This is a genomic window from Paenibacillus sp. SAF-068 (genome assembly GCF_051967555.1).
GTDB lineage: Bacteria > Bacillota > Bacilli > Paenibacillales > Paenibacillaceae > Paenibacillus.
On sequence record NZ_JBQCJX010000001.1, the window covers coordinates 2,223,626 to 2,242,050 of the forward strand.

General features: G+C 44.9%; 13 protein-coding genes. 12 read left to right on the forward strand and 1 reads right to left on the reverse strand.

The genetic code is table 11. The annotated features are described in order from the left end of the window. Positions 1 to 273 precede the first annotated feature (273 nt). The 4 genes from ACTHPG_RS09740 (at position 274) to ACTHPG_RS09755 (ending at position 6,392) form a co-directional block, all read left to right on the forward strand. Positions 274 to 2,628, forward strand: coding sequence for a helix-turn-helix domain-containing protein (locus ACTHPG_RS09740; protein ID WP_440388988.1), 2,355 nt, complete (start codon positions 274 to 276; stop codon positions 2,626 to 2,628). 156 nt (positions 2,629 to 2,784) lie between these two features. Continuing rightward, positions 2,785 to 3,759 (forward strand): ABC transporter permease, encoded by a 975-nt coding sequence (locus ACTHPG_RS09745; protein WP_440388989.1) that lies wholly within the window; start codon positions 2,785 to 2,787, stop codon positions 3,757 to 3,759. 27 nt (positions 3,760 to 3,786) lie between these two features. Beyond that, positions 3,787 to 4,716: a carbohydrate ABC transporter permease gene (locus tag ACTHPG_RS09750; protein ID WP_440388990.1), complete on the forward strand. Its 930-nt coding sequence runs from the start codon at positions 3,787 to 3,789 to the stop codon at positions 4,714 to 4,716. 68 nt (positions 4,717 to 4,784) lie between these two features. After that, complete coding sequence (locus ACTHPG_RS09755; protein ID WP_440390204.1) at positions 4,785 to 6,392, forward strand: ABC transporter substrate-binding protein; 1,608 nt, start codon at positions 4,785 to 4,787, stop codon at positions 6,390 to 6,392. A gap of 175 nt (positions 6,393 to 6,567) precedes the next feature. Here ACTHPG_RS09755 and ACTHPG_RS09760 read toward each other — a convergent pair whose 3' ends face one another. Next, the gene (locus ACTHPG_RS09760) at positions 6,568 to 7,710 is read right to left on the reverse strand and encodes a glycosyl hydrolase family 8 (protein WP_440388991.1); all 1,143 of its coding nucleotides are present in this window, start codon (positions 7,708 to 7,710) and stop codon (positions 6,568 to 6,570) included. A 290-nt stretch (positions 7,711 to 8,000) separates the two neighbouring features. On the opposite strand from ACTHPG_RS09760, the gene ACTHPG_RS09765 reads away from it, so the two are divergent. The 8 genes from ACTHPG_RS09765 (at position 8,001) to ACTHPG_RS09800 (ending at position 18,318) form a co-directional block, all read left to right on the forward strand. Next, positions 8,001 to 9,284 (forward strand): SGNH/GDSL hydrolase family protein, encoded by a 1,284-nt coding sequence (locus tag ACTHPG_RS09765; protein WP_440388992.1) that lies wholly within the window; start codon positions 8,001 to 8,003, stop codon positions 9,282 to 9,284. A gap of 41 nt (positions 9,285 to 9,325) precedes the next feature. After that, positions 9,326 to 10,099 (forward strand): alpha/beta hydrolase, encoded by a 774-nt coding sequence (locus ACTHPG_RS09770; RefSeq protein ID WP_440388993.1) that lies wholly within the window; start codon positions 9,326 to 9,328, stop codon positions 10,097 to 10,099. 78 nt (positions 10,100 to 10,177) lie between these two features. Next, positions 10,178 to 10,813 carry a glycoside hydrolase family 11 protein gene (locus tag ACTHPG_RS09775; protein WP_440388994.1) on the forward strand — a complete coding sequence of 212 codons (636 nt, stop codon included), beginning with the start codon at positions 10,178 to 10,180 and terminating at the stop codon, positions 10,811 to 10,813. A gap of 130 nt (positions 10,814 to 10,943) precedes the next feature. Continuing rightward, positions 10,944 to 11,783: a formylglycine-generating enzyme family protein gene (locus ACTHPG_RS09780; RefSeq protein WP_440388995.1), complete on the forward strand. Its 840-nt coding sequence runs from the start codon at positions 10,944 to 10,946 to the stop codon at positions 11,781 to 11,783. Positions 11,784 to 12,067: 284 nt separating this feature from the next. After that, complete coding sequence (locus ACTHPG_RS09785) at positions 12,068 to 13,183, forward strand: response regulator transcription factor (protein ID WP_440388997.1); 1,116 nt, start codon at positions 12,068 to 12,070, stop codon at positions 13,181 to 13,183. A gap of 4 nt (positions 13,184 to 13,187) precedes the next feature. Beyond that, positions 13,188 to 14,969 carry a sensor histidine kinase gene (locus ACTHPG_RS09790; protein ID WP_440388999.1) on the forward strand — a complete coding sequence of 594 codons (1,782 nt, stop codon included), beginning with the start codon at positions 13,188 to 13,190 and terminating at the stop codon, positions 14,967 to 14,969. 13 nt (positions 14,970 to 14,982) lie between these two features. Beyond that, positions 14,983 to 16,524, forward strand: a complete 1,542-nt coding sequence (locus ACTHPG_RS09795) for a response regulator transcription factor (protein WP_440389000.1) — start codon at positions 14,983 to 14,985, stop codon at positions 16,522 to 16,524. Between the two features lie 138 nt (positions 16,525 to 16,662). Continuing rightward, entirely contained in the window at positions 16,663 to 18,318 is a 1,656-nt protein-coding gene (locus ACTHPG_RS09800) for an ABC transporter substrate-binding protein (RefSeq protein WP_440389002.1), read from the forward strand. Positions 18,319 to 18,425 lie beyond the last annotated feature (107 nt).

Genomic DNA, 18,425 nt, shown 5'->3' on the forward strand with positions numbered 1-18,425 from the left:
CCTCCCCAAGCCATCCCTTGTCTTGGAGAGGTTTTTTTTGTATTTATTTTGGATACTTTGGCATGGCGGCCGTGCCAAGGTAAAATACGACTATATTTGTGCGCCAAGCAACAGAGAGATAATTATTTTCAAGTAAGCATTGTACGCTCTAGTAAGTAAATGTACCATAAGGAAGAAGTTGTACCTTCACCAGAAAGAAATGTCCGGTGTATCATTGAACAGCTACCTTATCACAGAGAAATGAAAGCGCTTGATAAAAAAGGGAGGGTACATATGCAGCTCCTATGGTCCAAATTTTCACCCGTGTTCCGCCGATTCCTCATTTCGTACCTCATCATTCTGATGATTCCTCAAATTGCGGGATATGCCTCTTACCGAGCTTCCATTGAAGCGGCTCGTTCCAGCTCCATTGAGAACAGCTTGAAGTCGCTGAGTCTTGGCAAAGAGATCATTGAACGTAACCTTCTTCAAGTTGAAGCCTTTACCAGGCAACTTGCTGTCAATCCCGATTTGCAAAATTTAATTGCTGGCCCGAAGCCGCAGGATCTCTACAACGTCTATGGTATGAACCGCATGCAACGGAGCCTCTCCATGTACAGCAGTACCAATGATTACTTGTCACATTTCTTCATTCACATTCCGAACTACAATGCCATTATTACACCAAGAACCGTGTATTATCGCCCGGAGCATTATTATGCTGCCAATCAGCTGGAGGGCATGTCGTTTGAACAATGGCATGACCAAATTCTGAAACAACCGCACTTTAACGAAATCATACCGCTTCACAACTATAAACGTGAAATACTCGGCACAGTTCTTGCAGACGTTCCCGCCATTACGTTTCTGCAATCTCTGCCTTTGAACAGCTTCAACAAACCGCAAGCGACAATTGGTATTATGATTGATCAGGATCAGATGGCCAGCCTTACACAAAACATTGTAGATCAATATGGTGGCTGGACTCTCGTCACCGATGCGGAAGGACAGATTATTTTCTCCCTCGGCATTGAACAAGCCGAAGCCGAGCAATTGGCACAGAAACGTCGGAGTGAAGGTAACGCTGCAGAAACGGAGCGAAACGGGCAGAACGTACAGCCTGGAAGCGATGGTCGGCAGCTGATATCAATACAGTCCAGTCAAAATGGATGGAATTACATAGCAGGGATTCCGGAAAAGGCACTCATGACAAAAGCGGATCAAATCAAACAGGTCACGCTGGCCTTTACATTGGCAACCATTGTCTTGGGCTTGCTGTTTGGGCTGGTTTTGGCCTATCGAAATAGTGCACCTGTTTACAAACTGTTGGCCACTTTTCGGGAACAAATCACCGATTTCCCTGGCAAACGGGGCAATGAATACGATTTTTTGGCAAGCCATATTAACAATCTAATTGCAAATAATGACTCACTTAAAAACGCCATGAATGAGCAAATTCCGTTATTGAGAGACGGTTTTATCAAACGCCTGTTAACCGGAGAAGTCTATACGTCGCTTGAGTTGGAGGTTATCTCTTCTCAAGCGCACATTTCTCTTAGTAGCAGCAAGGGCTTGGCAGGTTTAGTGAAGGTAAACGGATATGCCAATCCGGACAGTGAAGAAACCATTCATGAACTAGGCGTCGCAAGGTTGCTCATCAAACAGGTACTTACCGAGTGGAATTCTCAGTTGCTGATCACGGATTGGGGAACCGATCAGATCGCTTTTGCCTGCCCGTTGGATGAAAACAACCCACTGAATGAAGCTATAGGGAGATGTGAAAAGGAGCTGAACAGCTTGATGGAAGTCATTTATCAGGAGCATCGGATATCCACAACATTTGCCACTGGTTCAGCCTATGAGGTCTGGAACGATGCGGGGCGCTCCTTCGACGAAGCCAAACAAGCTCTCGATTATGCCATTCATATGGGAACAGATCACCTGGTGAGATTTGAAGATACGGTGAAGGAAAATGAAATGTTCTATTATCCGATCGAGTCTGAACAGCGCCTGCTGAACACAATCAAAGTTGGCGATCCTGAGGAGGCAATACGCATTCTGGAGCAATTATTTCTTCGTAATTTTGAAGAGAGGGAACTCTCCTACGAGATGGCTCAGCAGTTCATCATGGAGCTGAAGGGAACTTTCCTGAAGCTGGACGAACCAAAATTCAAGCTGGATTCCTCCCTGCTGGAGGAATATAAAACTCGGGTGACATCCATTCAGATGACAGAAACGATCGCTTCGCTGCGTGAAAAATTCAAACAGTTAACAGAAGACATCTGCGGTGATTTTCAGAGGAGAAGAACAGGAGCGCATGCAGATACGGTAAGTGAAATGATTCGTTTTATCCAGCAAAATTATGGGGATGCAAACTTGACGATCTATCGGATTGCCGAGCATATGAGCAAGTCCGAGAAATTTATATCCCAACTGTTCAAAGAGCATACAGGAGAGAATCTTTCCGATTATGTAGAACGGGTACGTATTGATGCTGCCTCGAACCTGTTGCAGTCCACCGGTCAGACCATTGACGAAATAGCGGAGGCCACGGGGTATAACAGTGCACATTCATTCCGTCGAGCGTTCAAGCGGGTACGCGGCATTTCCCCGAGTGTGTTTCGGAAAATGGACGTTCATAGCGGTTAATGTAGGGGGCTTCTTGTGATATACATTCGCTTTTTGTACTTTTCCAGCGCAACTGTACCTTTACGCATCCCCAGCCCAATCTTATGATTACTCAAAAAAGTAAGCGCTACCAAGTTGAGCTGAAATTCAGCACGATTGGGAGCCAAGAATGGGGGGATGATTCTGAGAACAACCATGACCAGTGAATCAAAGACCGTGGAGAAAACAAGTAAAACGTCTGTCTTGAAGCAAGCATTAGCCAGAAGCTGGAGGCGACATTGGCAGCTATACCTGCTGATTCTGCCACCGATTGCTTACTTTATTATTTTCAAGTATGTACCCATGGTGAATGCGGTCCTGGCGTTTAAAGATTACAACGTCATCAAGGGAATCTGGGGTAGTCCATGGGCCGGAACCAAATATTTCGAATTACTTTTTCAGAATCCGGCGTTTGTCACGCTGATCAAGAACACGCTCTACATTTCGTTTTACAGTCTGATCGTTGGTTTTCCGATTCCTATATTACTGGCGCTCGCGCTGAACGAAATCAAAAACATACGATTCAAAAAAACAGTCCAAATGGTGACGTATGCTCCATATTTCATCTCTACCGTTGTGATGGTCTCCATCATTATGCTGTTTCTGTCCCCTAGACTGGGTATTGTCAACACAATTGCAGGCGCCCTTGGTTTCGAATCGGTGAATTTTCTCGGTGAGCCCGGACTATTTCGATCCATCTACGTATTCTCCGATGTATGGCAGGGGATGGGGTACTCCGCAGTCATCTATCTGGCTGCCTTGGCTGGTGTTGATCCATCCTTGTATGAAGCCGCCAAAGTTGATGGAGCCAATCGAATACAGAAAATCCTCAATGTTGATCTGCCCGGACTGCTTCCGGCAGCCGTTATCATTCTGATTTTGAGTGTAGGGAATATCATGGCTGTCGGATTCGAGAAAATCTATTTGCTGCAAAATCCGCTCAACCTGTCTGCTTCGGAGATCATCTCCACGTATGTCTATAAAATAGGGTTGCTGAATGCCAATTACAGCTTCGCTACTGCGGTTGGCCTGTTCAACTCGGTGATTAACCTGATTCTGCTATTAATCGTGAACGAAGTTGCCAAACGACTATCCAATACAAGCTTATGGTGACGGGAGCGAAAGGAGGAGAACCAATTCATGCCTAACACACAGACAAATGCAGGTCGTTCACGAATCAAGAGCAGAAGTACGATCCGTGAATCATGGGGAGACCGCGTATTTATAACGGTTGTTTACTTCATGCTGACAGTGGTACTGATTGCCGTGTTGTATCCCTTGATATATATTGTGAGTTCTTCGCTCAGCAGCCCTGCTGCCGTCTCCTCGGGAAAAGTCTGGTTGTGGCCCATTGACCTGACGTTCGACGGTTACAAGTCTGTATTGCGGAATGATCAAGTCCTTACGGGGTATGCCAATTCCCTTTTCTATACCGCTTGCGGCACCTTCATCAGCGTGGCTCTGACGATTATGATTGCATATCCGTTATCCAAAAAAACATTTGTCGGCCGCAGCTCGTTAATGATGTTTATTACCTTCACCATGCTGTTCTCGGGCGGCTTGATCCCTACCTATCTGGTGGTCAAAACCATGGGACTGATTGATACCCGCTGGGCGCTGTTGATTCCCAATGCCGTCTGGGTATGGCAAGTCATTATTGCCCGTACCTTTTTTCAGAATTCAATACCGGAAGAGTTGTCCGAGGCAGCAGACATCGATGGCTGCAGTGACATCCGTTTTATCTTCAGCATTATCCTGCCACTTGCCAAACCGATTATCGCTGTGCTGTCGCTGATGTACGCTGTCGGTCAGTGGAATGCATACTTTGACGCTCTCATCTACCTGAAATCACAATCGCTCTATCCGCTACAGCTGATATTGCGTAGTATTCTTATTCTGAACAGTAGTACGGGGAACATGGATGCATCGGAAATGATCAAACAGCAGCAAATGGCTGAACTCATGAAGTACTCATTAATTGTCATGGCCAGCTTGCCGGTTCTGGTTATCTATCCGTTTGTCCAACGGCATTTCGTGCAAGGAATGCTGATTGGATCAGTCAAAGGATAAGTTCATTTCTATTTTATATGAGGGAGAGGATTGTATTGAAAAAAGTGGGATTCATCATTCTTGCCTGTATGCTGTTCACCTCGTTGGCACTGGCCGGATGCTCAAGTTCTGATAAGGGGAACGGGGAAGGCAGCAATCCATCAGGCAAGACAGCCATTAATGTATTTGCTCACCAGGGTTCGGATACCAATCTGTCCACAAACAAATTTACAAAGAAAATGGAAGAGAAGTTTGATATTCAATTCAACTGGACCACGGTTCCTTTTGACGGTGCAGCGGAGAAAAGACAGATTTCACTGGCTTCCGGTGATTATCCGGACCTGTATCTGCTTATCCCTTGGGTAGACCGTTTCTCCCAGACAGATTTGTTGAAGTTTGGTCAACAAGGGGTTATTTTACCACTGAATGATCTGATTGAGGAGTATGCCCCTAATATTAAAAAAGTGCTTGAGAGCAACGATTATTATCGGGCCATGAATACCGCCCCGGACGGAAATATCTACGGTCTGACGGGACTGAATGAATGTTTCCACTGTTCATACCCGAACAAGATGTGGGTCAACACCAAATGGTTGGAACAACTCGGTTTGACGGAACCTGCTACGACAGAGGAGTTTAAGGAAATGCTACAGGCTTTTAAAACGAAGGACCCGAATGGAAATGGTAAAGCCGACGAAGTACCGCTTAGCGGTTCGACTGAAAATTTCGGCGTGCACATTATCCCGTATTTAATGAATGGTTTTATCTATGACGATGATCGGAATTACTTAATTGTCAATCAGGGGAAAGTGGAGACGGTAGTGAATAAACCGGAGTGGAAAGAAGGACTTACTTATATCAAATCGCTATACGATGAAGGACTGATTGATCCGGGTGCCTTTACTCAAAACGTGGGTGCTTTCAAAAAAATCGGTGATAACGCTGATGCGCAGCTTCTCGGTGCAGGAGCAGCGATGCATCCATCGTTATTTGTAACCACTTCGGAAGGTTCGCCTTACGGGAATGATTACAATCCCATCCCTCCACTGAAGGGACCGAATGCCACGTATGCTACGTATAACTATCCGATTGATCCTGGAGCATCCTTTGTACTGACGAACAAGGCCAGTGAGGAAACGCAGATCGCAGCTATAAAGTTGCTTGATTATTTCTACACACAGGAAGGTACCATGGCATCTTATCTGGGAGAAGAGGGCACAAGCTGGCGCAAACCACAGGAAGGCGAAGTGGCGCTTAATGATCAGATAGAGCCCCTCTATAAAGCCATTCCGCTTCCTTCCGGAGAAGAACCTCGTAATGATAGCTGGGCTGCATTAAGTCAGTATAATCATCACCGGGCATATCGGGACGCGGAAGTACAGGGAACAGACATCTATGCCAATGATGGTTATGAGCGACGGCTCTATGAGGCGACATTGTTAATGGAGGGCAAGGAACCGAAAGACGTGTTCCCTCATTGGGCATTGTGGGTTAATCCGTCTCTTGCCGATGAAGCCAGCATGATGCAGACTAATCTCAAGGATTACATCGATCAGAACGCTCTGCAATTTATTACAGGCGCCAAAAGTCTGGATAAGGATTGGGATGAATATGTAAAAGGTCTGGAAGGACTGAACATTAATCGCTATCTGGAGATTATGCAATCTTCCTACGATACTTCTTCAGTTACCAAATAATTAGATGTTGTTGAATGTATTTGTACATGCAAATGTTCTCGGTTCGCAGTCAGTATATGCGCGCCGGGAACATTTTTTTATTTCATATACCCAAAGCTGAGCTTCATGCCATGTTTGCACCTGTCCTGTAGACCAAACGTTCGCAGGACAGGTACAACGGCTCGGGCAGAGGTGATTAGTACATGCGATATCTTCCACTTAGGGCCAGCAAGCTGAAAAAATACAGGCAATTGTCGTAATAACGTCGTTCTCCTTGACGCAGAGGTGTGTTCCAAAACTTGCGAACAAAGGAGTCAGCATGTGGACCATCCGCAGCCAGTGAAGCCATGGCATTGGTAGCCAGTAAACCTACAGGATGCAGTGCAGGTTCGTCAAAAGCTTCTCCATCTATGGTATAACGACGATAATCGGAAACTTCGATATCACTGAAGAAGGACTGAATTCGATTGGATTGTTCGATCTGCCATGGATCCTTGCGGAACCATTCCCAGTCCAGCGCTATATTTGCGGCAACACGGTAGGCATCACTGTAAAAATGTCTGAAATCACCATGTGGCTGTATTGGAGTGGGAGAGCCGTCATAGTTCGCATATTCAGGTGATAGTCCGGTTACAGGATGACAGGCTGTATGCAGGTAAGCCCGACTAGCGGCCGCCGCTTCTTTCCAAAAAGTCTGATCTTCTTCATCCGCATATTTCGCGAATAGTTCATAAAACTGAGGAAGATGGTAGGACGGGTCGCTAAACGGTGTTTCTGGAATGAACTTGATCAGTTTTGTATCCGGGTCCCACATCGGGTCACCTATGCCGTCTTCGCCCTGATGTATACATGCACGAAGGATCTTTCGGGCTTGTGCCTTGTAATCATAAGGTTCAGCGTCATCGCCCCAGCGGTTGGAGGCAAAAAAAAGCGCCATGGCGAAAAACTCTTCACCATCAGGAGCTGGTCCTTGCGAGAGCCGGGTACCGTCAGGCTTGCAATGCCAAGCGAAGTAATCTTTGTATCGACCCTCGGTATGCTGCATAAACGTATGGGAGAAAGTCCAGAGTCGATCAAATTCTTCCTTCTTGTCCATCTGAACAGCCATCATCATGCCATAAGACATGCCCTCGGAACGAACATCAAGATTACCGGTGTCCAGCATATATCCCATGTCCTTGCCCTTAGGGTAATATATTCGAGTATTTTCATCGCCATAAAACAACTCGTTCCATGTTACTTCCAATCTGGTCATAATCTCTTTCTCATCGTAGCCTAGCTTCAGAAACACATTCTGATAAGTGCCCGTATCCAACGCGCCTTGACCCGTAATATTCATGTGTGTCCTCCTTTATCAATGCGGTTTTTCAAAATTATAACATGGAAATAGTATACAAATTAAAGCGTTTACATGAAAAATTATAGGTGTTCTAATCAGCATGTGATTATCCTCAAATTAAAATGATATAGTGGTTGAAATCCTATACTTTGTCAGGTTGTTGTAAAATTATGTAAGGGATACACTTTGGGAGAAGGATCACAAATGATCTAATCATAGTACAAGCCGTGATCCTTTAAATGCTGTTTGAGGATGACCAGAATCTAGCCGAAAGGATGTGATGATGATTTATGCTCCAGGATTCAGAAGATGCAGGTGAAAACACCGAATTCACTGCACCGCGCGATCCAGTCGGAGTGACAGCATCGGTGGTCAAACCGACTATTGACTTTGAATCAGACGGATATCGCGATATGATTGGCCGGTCTCTTCTGAACAAAGGGAAAAATGTCAGATTAAAACGAGCCATTGAGAAGGCAAAAAACGGCGAACCTGTCGTTATTGCTTATATTGGAGGCTCCATTACTCAAGGTGCTGGTGCAATACCTATTCATCTCCAAAGTTACGCTTATCGGTCGTATGAGTCATTTAAATTTATGTTTGCGCTTTCAAAGGATAGTCCGATTCACCTGATTAAAGCAGGTTTGGGAGGAACTCCTTCGGAATTGGGGATTGTACGTTATGATCGTGATGTATTAAGGGGAGGTACGGTTGAGCCTGATATCGTCGTAATCGAATTCGCAGTCAATGATGCAGATGATGAGACCCAAGGTAAATGTTATGAGAGTCTGGTGCTCAAAGCACTTGCTGCCGATAACAAGCCAGCAGTCATCTTGTTATTCAGTGTATTTGAAAATGACTGGAATCTACAGGATCGTCTCGCCCCGGTGGGCTGGCATTATGATCTGCCCATGGTAAGTGTGAAAGACGCTGTCGTGGATCAGTTCAACAAGACAAAAGGTGAGGGCAACATTATTTCCAAAAAGCAATTTTTCCATGATATATATCATCCGACGAACACAGGACATCGGATTATGGCCGATGGTTTGGAATATTTGTTCGACATGACGAATCGTTCGGAGTGGGATGAGAAAGATCATGTTATTGAAAAGGCTCCGCTAATTGGAAATGAATTTGTTCATGTGAAGTTGTTAGATCGAAAAAATGGCAATACCATTGCCCGTATCGATGCGGGCTCGTTTTGCAAAACGGATATGGATCTGCAAATGGCTGAGATGGATGCTCATGATTATGGTACACCCCAATTCCCCAACAACTGGATGCGTACAGGAGAGGGAACAGAGGCTCAGAGCAGCTTTAAAATAAGTTTGAAGTGCAGTCGCCTCATTCTGATCTTCAAGGATTCTGGTAACGACGAATTCGGAACCGCACATATCAAGGTAGATGGGGAATTTGTCCAAAAAGTCGATCCGCGTAAAATCAACTGGACTCATTGCCATGCCACACTTCTGCTTAACGAAGAACATGTTGGGGAGCACTCCATCGAGATCGAAATGGCGGAAGGTCATGAACATAAATGTTTCACCATACTGGGGTTTGGCTATGTGGATTAACCGAAAACGGATTGTCATTCATATGTTCGGAGGAAAAGAGAATGAAATTGATCTCATCAGCAGTAACGGGATATGACCAATATCGGGAGAATATACCACGTGGAGTCATGGAGACGGTAGAGTATCCTTCCAGGACGGTTGGCAATTCCCGTAAAGCGATGGTGTACACCCCACCAGAATTTTCTTCGACAACGATGTATCCTGTACTTTTTCTATTGCATGGTATTGGTGGAGACGAGTCTGAATGGCATACTCATGGTTCTCCGCAGATTATTCTTGATAATCTGTACAACGATAACCTGCTTGAGCCAATGGTTATTGTTTTCCCTAATGGTCGCGCAATGTTGAATGACCGGGCCGAAGGGGACTTGTTTGAACCTGAGAAAATCAAAGCATTTGAACGATTTGAATCCGATCTGCTTCACGATTTGATCCCTTACATGGAGTCGAACTATCCTGTTCACACAAGCCGGGATAAAAGGGCGATTGCTGGTTTATCCATGGGCGGAGGCCAATCCTTGAATATCGGATTAAGTAATCTGGACCATTTCGCATGGATCGGCGCTTTCTCCGCAGCCCCGAACACCAGAGAGCCAGAGCTACTTGTCACCGATGTTACGAAAGCGCATTCATCGCTCTCGCTGTTGTGGATCTCTTGCGGCGAGCAGGACAATCTTATTGAGATTAGTCTTGGGGTTCACCGATATTTGGCGCAACAGGGAGTACCTCACATCTGGCATGAAGAAAGTGGGGGACATGATTGGCCTGTGTGGAAGAACGATCTGTATCTGTTTTCACAACGTTTATTCAAGTGAATGTGCTGAGGAACATTCATATCGAATTCGGATTGTAGCATCAACCAAATCTATTAAAATATCAGGAGGTATTATTCTATGTTCAAATTCGGTAAAAAATTAATGACTGTTGTTCTTGCAGCTTCCATGAGCTTTGGTGTCTTTGCAGCTACATCCAGCGCTGCAACAGATTATTGGCAGAATTGGACAGATGGTGGAGGAACGGTCAACGCCGTTAACGGATCAGGCGGGAATTACAGCGTGAGTTGGCAAAATACCGGGAACTTTGTTGTCGGAAAAGGGTGGACATATGGCAACCCTAATCGGGTAGTCAATTACAATGCCGGTGTTTTTGCTCCTTCAGGTAACGGCTATCTCACCTTCTATGGTTGGACTAGAAACGCTCTGATTGAATATTACGTGGTGGATAGCTGGGGAACGTATCGTCCAACCGGAACGTATAAGGGCTCGATGACTAGTGATGGTGGCACATATGACATCTATACAACGATGAGATACAATGCACCTTCCATTGATGGTACTCAGACTTTCCCTCAGTATTGGAGTGTTAGACAGTCCAAGAGACCGACAGGTGTCAATTCTACCATTACGTTCAGCAATCATGTGAATGCGTGGGCGAGCAAAGGGATGTACCTTGGTAATAGTTGGTCCTATCAAGTGATGGCAACAGAGGGTTATCAAAGCAGCGGAAACGCAAACGTGACGGTTTGGTAAAAATGTAATGCGGTTCAACGTCTGCACCTGCATTTGAATTCAGATTTCCGGAAGCGTTGAGGATCGTTATTCACCAGACTAACGGACCTCGACGTTGCCGGATGCAAGCCTAGCAAAGGAGAATAATTGAATGAGGAAGCTGATATGGTTAACTTTAATCGCAATAGTTGTTAGTCTAAGTGCATGTTCAGCGAGTAATTCAGAATTAAACGATGGCTTGGTATTTGTCGAAGGTGGAGCTTTCAAGAGCAGTAAGTCGAGTCAGCATGATAAAAATGAAACGCTGGATTCCTTCTATATTGGCAAATACGAAGTGACTCAAAAAGAATGGATGGAAATTATGGGAGAAAACCCATCTGGCTTCAAGGGAGATGATCTGCCCGTTGAAATGGTCAGCTGGTATGACGCAGTGGAATACTGTAATCAAAAAAGTATAAAAGAAAACCTGAAACCTTATTACAATATAGACAAGGACAACCAGGACACGAATAATCACAATGAAAACGACAATATAAAATGGAATGTAACCATCAACGAGGATGCCAACGGTTACCGTCTACCCACAGAGGCAGAATGGGAATACGCTGCAAGCGGGGGCCAAAAGAGCTTGAATTACACCTATAGTGGAAGTGATAATCCGGATGAAGTTGCCTGGTACTGGAAAAATGCTGGCGACAACATTCTGACGGGTGACTGGAGCTGGCCCGCTATTGAGAGCAATCGTAATCAAACCCAAAAAGTCGGAACTCAGAAGGCAAATGAGTTAGGTATCTATGATATGTCCGGGAATGTGAGAGAATGGTGCTGGGAGTGGTACAGCGATTCGGAGGGACCCAAACAAACTTGGCGAGTTGTAAAAGGCGGAGGCTGGATGGGTGGTGTCAATAACAATGAAATATCATTCCGGGGCAAATTTGATGCAAATGGTTTTGGTCCCGATCAAGGATTCCGTGTCGCGCGTGGAAAATGAAAATCCTTTTACTGACCGTGGATGACTACGGGGCTAAACCTATAGTTTGTCGGGTGAAAACCTATAGTTTGACAGGTTGTTGTACCAAAATGTAAGCGTTACACTTGAATTGTTATCTGGCGCTTCGCTACAATCGGAGCGTTCTAATGTGTTCTCCAAGTTGTACGAGCAGACAACATTCCTGCTGTTGTTCTGCTGTTTAGCATTTTCGCAACAACTGAAATCTACCTTTAGATATAGATAATATACATGCAGCTGATCATGGACAAAAGAGAGGTGAGCTAATGTACAAGGTCATTGTCGCGGATGATGAACCCTTTATGCTAGAAGGATGGAGAACGATGATTGACTGGCGAGCATGTGGATATGAACTTTGCGGAACAGCAACGGATGGGGAGGAAGCGCTCGCTTTATTCAACGCTGTTGAACCGGATCTTGTCGTCACTGATATTCAAATGCCTGTTATGGATGGTCTCGGTTTGATTCACACGTTGCGAGAAGATCTCGCCTATACCTCTAAAATTGTTATCGTTACAGGATACTCGGATTTTAACTATGCCAAGCAGGCGATACGGTATCAAGTCGATCAGTATGTGCTTAAACCTCTTGTTCCCGAGGAAATTCATCAAATTCTTATGGAAATGATTGAACCTCTGGACAAACGCAGAAATGAGTATAACCAGCAGAATGAAACCAAGGCTACTGATGAAGCCCATGAAAATGATCTTAATCAATACCGTGTAAGCGAAGAATATGATTTAGAGCAAATGATGAACATCTCCAAAGAGATCCTGGCATTGATTGAAGCAGGGAACACGAATTCCATCCATCATGCTGTGAGTCAATTACTAGAGAAGAGTGAGAAAGCAGAAGTTTCGCTGGAATGGGTACATCATGTCATCCGATATATCCATGGAGAGTTGCTAAGGAAATATGGTAAAAGAAAGGTTTGTACTGAGATACTATGTGAAAAAGAATGGCACGAGGCTGTGAGTTGGTCTTCTGGCACATTGCAGGACCTGTGTATTCGACTGGCTGAGCAACTTTGCGAATCCGAATTGAAACAAAAGTCGGGTACAGGTGGACTTGTTGCAGAAGCAGTGAATGAATTGAAGCAACACTATCGAAGTAAAATTAAATTACAAGATGTAGCTAATCGTATTCACGTGAATTCTGCCTACCTGGGTCAACAGTTCAAGCGGGAGATGGGAGTCAGTTTCAGTGACTATGTGCACCAGCTTCGTGTTGAGGAGGCTCGCAAACTCTTGCGACGTACCAATATGAAGATCACTGACATTGCATTCAGGCTAGGATATCATGATGCTGAATATTTCACCCAAAAATTCAGAGCGCACACAGGGGAGCTTCCATCCGTCTATAAAAACAAAAACCAAGGGTGATCATATGCGTCATAAATTCTGGATGTTCCGTAAGGTTAATGATATTCCTCTCCGCTCCAAATTTCTGCTTATTTATGTACTTAGTATTCTCCTTCCTGTAATAACGATTAATATCTTCTTCTATCAACGAACCTCTGCGGATATCAAGATTAGAGAACAGGAAAATCTGCGTAAATCCATCGACAGGGCTGCGGGGGAACTGCTTGGGATGATTGATGAGAGCGTTGCTCTGAGCCGAATTATCGCAGCGGACGATTCACTCTACGAGGCATTGGATCGGACCTATCGCTCCCCCGTTGATTATTACAACGTGTACCATGCATTTCTGCGAGATAAATTAACAAGGTATATGTCAGCAAATATTCTGGAGGTGCGTATCTACACAGATAACGATACCATCCAAACGGGCAGTCATTATATCGTGATGAAAGACAAGAATGTACTTCCTGGATTGAAACAACTGAAATCCACCAGTGGAGGCATTCTTGTCGTTGATTATGTTGAGCCATCCGGATTTAACGCGGGAAGACGGATCAGTGTAATTGGCAAAATGGATATCTATACTTCCTATGCCAATTACAACAAATATTCCAAGATTGACCTGGAACTTAGCCGGGTGTATAGCATTTTAAATCGGGAATCAGACAGTCTTCAGCTGCGTCTGGTAGACAGCAACAATCGAACTGTCGTCTCAAGTGGGGAATTCAGCGAAACCGATGTATCCAACCCGGATAACGATTCAATAGTCGAGCAAACTGGCAATTCTGCTTACACGCTCGAAAAGTCGTTGGGGAATCTAGCCTACCTCAAGGGTTGGAAATTGATAGGGGTTGCCGATACGCGTCACCTTGACCACCTGCTGCGAGAAGCCTTTAAATCCATCCTGGGGTTGCTCGCAATTAGTATCGTGGTTCCGTCTGTGTTGATCTACATTATTTTGCGCTCCTATCACTATCGGATTCGTAAGCTATCGAGGCATATGGAGAAGGTTCGCAATGAACGATTCGATCTGATTGAAATTCAGGAAGGCCGTGACGAAATAGGCGGGCTTATTCGTACATTTAATATCATGATTGGTAAAATTCATACGCTGATTAATGACGTATATAAACTGGAAATCCGCCAAAAAGATTTGGAGTTGGATCAAGTTAGGACCGAATTGTCCATGCTTCAGAGTCAGATGAATCCCCATTTTTTATTTAACACATTGAATGCCTTGCTGGTCGTTAGTACGAAGAATGGATATACGGAAGTCGTCGAGATTATTAAAAGTCTGTCCATGCTGATGAGGCAGTTGCTCAGTCATTCTGACAATCTGATTCCTTTGCAAGAAGAGTTGCAATTTACGAATTTGTATCTCCAGATTGAGAAGTTTCGCTTTGGAGAGCTGTTTGATTACACCTTCGAGGTTGATCCTGATGCTGCTTCGATGCTCATTCCCCGAATGAGTATTCAACCGCTCGTTGAAAATGCCTGCAAACACGGCTTGCAGGCGCGAAAAAATGGAAGACAAATCAAGGTGACGGCGACACGAAACGCTTCTGAACTGGTTATCCGGGTGATCGATAATGGAATCGGTATGGATGCAGGGAGACTAACCGAGCTCCTGAGAGATATTCGTTCTGAGAGAACCAGGAATGGCGAGCATGTAGGACTTCGCAATGTCTACCGCAGGTTGGAGCTCTTCTATGAAGGAAATGCGATATTCGATCTAAGCAGTGTACCCGGAAAGGAAACCATTGCAGGATACCGTATACCAATCTCCAGGATGGAACAGAGGAAATAGGAGGTAAACTCTCATGTATAAAGTACTGTTAGTTGATGATGAACCTTATGCGATTGAAGGGTTGCAGCTTCTGATCAATTGGGAAAAGCATGGTTTTGAAATTAGAGGTGTGTGCGCCAATGGTGAGGAAGCCATCCGTATGATACAAGAAGATCGGCCTGATCTCGTGGTGACAGACATTCGTATGCCCGTCATGAATGGGCTGGAACTTGTGGAAGAAGCCCGCCGATTGGAACTTGAATCTGTAATATTCGTTATCACGAGTGGATACAGTGACTTTAATTATGCCAGACAAGCTATTCGATTGGGTGTCTCCAATTATTTAACCAAACCCGTTGACAGTACAGAAGCAGAAGATATGTTGGTCCGCCTCCGTGTGCAATTGAAGGAGCGTGAAGATCAGGAGCGCATTCGGGAACATGCCAACGAGCAAAGGATCAAAGCATTTTTGTCTGCACTGATTAAGGATAAGCAGGATATATCGAAGCAGGAGATGTCAGAGATCTCTCCTCGTTTGAACAAGTCTCATTGGGCATACTTGCGGATCACTTTTCAGGGAGATATTCAGGAAGCTAGTTCAATAGCCGAACAAATGGCTGACGTAACAACTTGTTGTTATGTAATAGACAGAACAAGAGACTCTTTGGGACTTGTATGGGGGGAGCAAGTGGATGATGGAATAGGGACATCTGACTCCATTAAGGCTTTTGCCCAGCGTTTGATGAGCAACATGCAACATATCGGCTGTGAAGATATTCATATCGCGGTTGGAATGACGGTTGACCAACTGGAGCATCTGTCTGAATCCTTCCGCTCCGCTCAGGAAGTTGGGCGTTATTTGTTTTTTAATCAAGAGCGCCTTTTGATTGCCGAAGAAATTCAGTTGGAGAATTGGCAGTTTGATCCGGAAACACTGTCAGAGGTGGACCATATTAGCGAATTGCTTGAAAACGGTTCTGTAGAAGAACTCTCGGGTTCCATTCGCAGTGCCTTCGAACTGTTTATACAGATGAAGGCTGCGCCAGAGATTGTACATATTTTCTCTACCCACATTATATTCCGCGGACTCTCCCTGTGCAGAGAATTAGGAGGAGAACCTAATGCACTAATGAACGAATTGGCGAGCGGAATACTGGAGAAAGGCCATCGAAATGTAGAAAAGGTTGCTAACAATTTGGAGCATTTCTGTCTGCAATGCAAGTCAGAACTGTCTATTTTCCGGGAAAGGCAACTTGGAGGCATTCAGGCAACAGTAGCTGAATATGTGCAGATGCATTACAGAGAGACATTTACGATCCAGGAGCTTGCAGAACGATTCTATGTGAACCCAGTCCATTTGGGGCAATCCTTTTTGCGAAAGTATGGCAAGGGTGTGATCGAGGTAGTACATGATCTGCGAATGGAAGAAGCAAAGCGTTTGCTTCAGGAGACGAATCAAACATCAAGTGCGATTGCAGAGCAGGTAGGGTATCGCAGTTACCAGCATTTTCTCAGACACTTCGAAAAACGTACAGCCATGAGACCATTAGAATACAGGCAAAAGTATGCGAATTGATCTTTGAAAATAAGAACTTCTCCTGAATAAGACCTGAAATTACAGGGGGGTGGACCTTAAATATATATATTTTGTAACCGCATACATTTCTTCATACTAAAAACAGTAAGACATACCACTTCCAAGGAGGGCAAGTACATGGGGGGACTGAAAAAAAAGAAGCTTTGGGGTTCCGTATCACTCGTTCTGGCTTTGAGTTTGGCACTTGCAGGATGCAGCGGTGACAATGAGAAAGCGACTACAAAGGACGGGAAAGAGGTACTGAACATCACGGCCTTTATCGGAACGCCGAATCAGGCGCCATCTAAAGACAACCGAATCTACAAGAAAATTCAGGATGAACTTGGCGTCAATCTGGAGATGGAATTTCTGGTGGGTGATCTTCAACAGAAGCTCGGGGTTATGATTGCCGGTGGCGATTTCCCTGACTTGATCACAGCGGACACCAAATTGGTCTCAGCCGGTGCAGTTATCCCGCTCGAAGATCTGATCGAGGAGCATGCACCCAATCTGAAGAAACATTTTGCTAAAGACTGGAATCGGATGAAAGATTCCAGTGACGGGCATATTTACTGGTTGCCTAACTATGGAGTGTATACAGGGGAGTTCATTAGTAACTACTATTCTGGTCCTGCATTCTGGATCCAAAAGTCCATTCTGAAAGATGCCGGGTACCCGACTCCCAAAACGTTGGATGATTTCACAAAATTGGTTCGTGACTACGCAGCCAAGAATCCGACTATTGATGGACAACCGACGATTGGCTTTACTACACTGGCTTCTGACTGGCGGACGTTCCCCTTGCTTAATCCACCAGAACATCTTACGGGTCACCCTAATGATGGGGGCGTAGTCGTGGATGAGAATGGAGTGGCGAGCGTTTTTGCCGATAAGGATATCTCCAAACGGTATTATAAGGAACTAAACAATCTGTATAATGAGGGATTGCTGGATAAAGAAGCCTTTGTTCAGAACTACGATCAATATCTGGCCAAAATTTCTTCGGGACGTGTGCTTAGCATGTTCGACCAGCACTGGAATTTCCAGGCTGGAGAGGACCCGCTCGTAGCACAGGGCAAGATTGGCCAGACATACGTAGGCTTCCCGCTAGTCTATGATACAAGTATCACAGATCATTATCTGGATCGACCGGTTATCAACTTGAACAATGGTTTTGGTATCAGTAAAGATGCTGAAGATCCCGTTGCACTCATCAAATTCCTCGATAAGCTCATGAGCGAAGAGTATCAGAAGCTCTTGTCATGGGGAGAAGAGGGTGTGGATTATCAGGTGAATGAAGAGGGAAGATTCTACCGTACGCCAGAGCAACGGAAAGAGCAGGATGATCCGGCATGGAGACTGATTAACAAAGCAGAAGGTTTCTACGCTGCTGCACCGAAGCTTGAAGGAACATTTGAAGATGGCAATGCGATCGGAGCAATCAACCAGCCTGAGGAATTCTATGACAACCTTAAACCAGAAGACAAAGAACTTCTGGATGCTTATGGCTACAAAACGTGGAGTGACTTCTTCTCTCCTGCACCAGAGAATCCGGTGTACTATCCTGCATGGCAGGTCGATCTGAAAGAAGGCTCTGATGCTGCGGTAGCCAACAAGCAAATGACAGATACTTCATTGAAATTCTTGCCTAAGGCGATCATGTCGAAACCAAATGAGTTCGATAACATTTGGAATGAATATGTGGATGCCTACAAAAAAATCAATGTCAAATCCTACGAAGACCGAATTAATGAACAGCTGAAATGGAGAATCGAGAACTGGTCTGTTAAATAAAAATGCGGCAATGATTCTCTCGGAAGGTATCAACCAGAGCATGACTCAGGCGAGTGCCTTCCGGGGAATTCATGCATAAAGTCGCTGCAAGCCAATAGGAGGAGTGA